Consider the following 3320-nt stretch of genomic DNA (forward strand, 5'->3'; position numbering starts at 1 on the left):
CAACTTGGCCTTAGACCCTGCCCGCAGCGGGGAGGTGGCAGAGTGGTCGAATGCGGCGGTCTTGAAAACCGTTGGGCGTGAGAGCGTCCCCAGGGTTCGAATCCCTGTCTCCCCGCCATAAGAAACTAGGCGAAGCTTACGACCACAGTTAGCCACCAAGACGCTCGATATTGGCGTTTCTTCCGATAAATTGTCCCAAGACCACCTCTGTTCCTGTTTCGCGCTCTCAGGATCTGGACTTGCTTTGTGATTCGTTTGTGATTTGCGCGCCTGGAACACAACCATCGCGATCCTAGATTTTTTTCCTGTTTTCCGGCAAAATAACCGGTGCTGCCGACCCATGATAATAAATTGATGATTCAGAATGAGCAGGATGTGAGACACCCACATCTTTGCCGTATCGACGGATGTGCCCCCGGTTTTTAGGGAGCGGCGAAGTCCGCGACTCAGAATGGGCCAGATTTGTGAGTTTTTAAGAATTTATAGCGAGTGGGGAAATGGAAGGCACCAAGGGGCAACCGGAACTATCTTTAGGCGCGAAGTCCGGGCCAGAGAACTCCGCGAAGATTTATTGGAGCCAGGTTCACAAACTAGCGTTCGAACGACTGCGATTTGCAGCGACGAGTCGCGCCCCGCTTACGATTTTTGGGGGGCGCTCCGGAACAGGGCGGACCCGGCTGGTTCAAGAATTGATCGCGGCAAACCCCCCCGGCTTCACAATCGCAGCAATTCTCGACCCTCAACACCTCACGGGTGACGTGCACTCGGACGTGTTGTCGGCTTTTGACCCCAAGCGAACTTGCTCCGATGATATTGAAAGCAATCAAAACGAATTAACGAGTCTTTTGGGCTCGCTTCATGCAGCACAGAGATTTCCGGTTTTGGTTGTAGATGATGCAGACCAGTTAACTGACACATATCTCGGTAATTTGTGCTCGATGTGCGACGAAAGCGCGGGCACACGACCCAAGTTGAAGCTCGTCCTCGTTGGGAGCACCAATCTAGCTGATATTTTGTCGAATACACAGCCAGATCTCACCGGTCCTGCATTTATGCTGGAGGTGATGAGCGAAGAAGATGTGGGAGGATATGCGCGGGCAAATCTGGTTGCGCTTGGTTTCAGCGATCTCGGCCTTACGGACGACGCTGTGAGAGAGATGTTTCTGCAGACGAACGGTATACCTGCCAAAATAAACATTATCTGCGATGGAATTCGCCATTTTATGGATGAGAGAAATCTGACCGAAATAGATCGCGAGAGCATTCGCAAAATTGCTGCCGATATCAGAAGCAATAAGCCCGGAAAACTGGTCGAGGATGAACCTCCATCGAACGGGTTGAGCCCATTGGCGCCCGCGGGCTTAGGTGCACAAGCCATTGCTCACCATGCTGGAACTGATGCGCAGTTCTCAACTAAGGCAGGTTTTTCCCAACCTCATGACACACAGGGGATCACACGTTTTTTTGGCCGAAACACAGCAGTTGTGATCGGTCTGCTAGGGTTGGCGACGGTTACGACCGCAGCATATCTGTTGATGTCAGCAAGCGGCTTTGATGAGTATCGGTCGTCATTGATCGGAGAGAGCGAAGCAACCCCGCAGAATCTTCCGGGAATCAATCCCGCTGGCAATAGTGTTGAGGTCGGTGGAGATATTCAGAAGGCTATCGAGGCCCAAGCACGTGTCACAAGACTGTCGGATGTAATAGCTGAGGTCGATCCCAGCGCCAGCGGCCTGTATCAAGCCGCACTCCGGCTGGCCGGAACTGACGCCGATGCTGCCGTCGCCAGTTATGCCCGAGCGGCGTTGGCCGGGCATGATAGGTCCGCTTATTATCTTGGCCAGATTTACGAAACGGGTGAAGGCGTGCCTGTGGACCTTGCGTTGGCCAGGGCTTGGTACAAGATGGCTGCCTCGGAAATAGGCGGCGCTGTCGATCGGCTCAACGATCTGCAGTCAAACTACGAGAGTGGAGCTTTGACAGAACCAACGCAGCTTTTTTCGAACTTGTCGGCCGACGGAGTTGCTGAATTTGTCTGGACAAGCGGGGAGGGGCCGGATCCGTCTACCTACCGTATCGAGGTCGCCTCGCCAGAGGGAAGCGTGATCCTCGACGTGCCAGATTTAGAGTTATCAGCGGTGCGATTGATGGTACCAACGGATGCGCAGCAATGGCGTGTTGCCGCGATTGATGAACATGGCGGGCAAGAAGCGGTATCGCCTTGGGTAGACATCAGTACGAACTAGGCGCTACCGCTTTGCCGAACCTTTATTGATTGATCAACAGCCGATCACGGCGCAAATTCTGTTGCGATAAGCAGTGTTTGCCTCGCTTTCGATACTGGGTTGCCCTGACGACACGACGGGACCGCAGGCAAGCTCGTAGTCTTCGCTAAGTCCCAGATTGACGCATTCCGAAATGTTCCAGCCCGGCGGTATGTCATTCAGGTCCACGTCATTCCATTTCGGATGGCCGGATTGCTGCAGTGTCTGGAACTCTTTTGCGATCAGATGAGCCACATCCGCGACCGCTTTGCAGCTTTCCTGATGGTAAGAGTTACGCGCACGATCGTATTCGTATGTCATCAAAACGGCCTTTACCGCGACCACGTCGATGGTTTCGGTTTGGAACGGGTAGGTACCAGCCTCGATCTTTGATGGAGTGTAAACCGCTGCCAATGTAGGATCCGTGACCGACAGCAGATGCAGCTTTTCAGGATCGATCTGATCGGTTTGAAAAATCTTGGTGGGCGCCCCGGCAACGTAGAAGAACGCATCGATACTACCATCAAGTAGCATCTGCAGTGACGTATCGGCATTGATGGTGAGACGCTCGGCAGGCACCACGCCAGCGAGATCCAGAACGAGTGATGCGGTCAGAAATGTTCCGCTATCCTCCACGCCAACCGCCACGCGGCGACCGTTAAGATCAGACAAGGAGTTGATGTCACGTTTAGCAAGAATATGAACTTCCTCGTTATACAGCGGGAAGGCAATGCGGACGCCGAAAATTGCGCGGGCGATCTCGGGGTCTTCGCTTGAATAGGTCTTCAGGTACTCCAGAACGTCGCTCTGTACGATCCCAAGCTGGGTGTGGCGGCGCTTGCGAACCCCCAGAAAATTCTCCAGAGATCCCGCACTTTCGCGGACATTGAGTTCGATACCGCAAGCGGAAGCAAGGTCACTCATGTCGCCGCCGATCTGAATATATGTCCCGGTGGGGCCACCGGTCAGAATGTTCCGCTCAAATGCCGACGCGGATACCGGTATCGCCAGCCCCAGCACCATTGGGAACACCGTTCTGGTGAGGACATTAACCAG

2 protein-coding genes and 1 tRNA gene are annotated in these 3320 nt (G+C 53.9%); 2 read left to right on the plus strand and 1 reads right to left on the minus strand.

All coding sequences use genetic code 11. The features are described 5' to 3' along the window. Positions 1 to 28 precede the first annotated feature (28 nt). Positions 29 to 118, plus strand: a tRNA-Ser gene (locus tag E1297_RS14020). Positions 119 to 497: 379 nt separating this feature from the next. Then, entirely contained in the window at positions 498 to 2246 is a 1749-nt protein-coding gene (locus tag E1297_RS14025) for an AAA family ATPase (RefSeq protein WP_155139148.1), read from the plus strand. A 33-nt stretch (positions 2247 to 2279) separates the two neighbouring features. On the opposite strand, the gene E1297_RS14030 is transcribed toward E1297_RS14025, so the two are convergent. Further along, positions 2280 to 3320, minus strand: a 1041-nt coding sequence (locus E1297_RS14030; RefSeq protein WP_368669559.1) for a TAXI family TRAP transporter solute-binding subunit, incomplete at its 5' end; no start/stop codon positions are given.

It is taken from the genome of Roseibium sp. RKSG952 (assembly GCF_009711355.1).

Bases quoted from the DNA above. Each gene is read 5' to 3' on its own strand.
- E1297_RS14025 (WP_155139148.1), top strand. From the start codon at position 498: ATGGAAGGCACCAAGGGGCAACCGGAACTATCTTTAGGCGCGAAGTCC.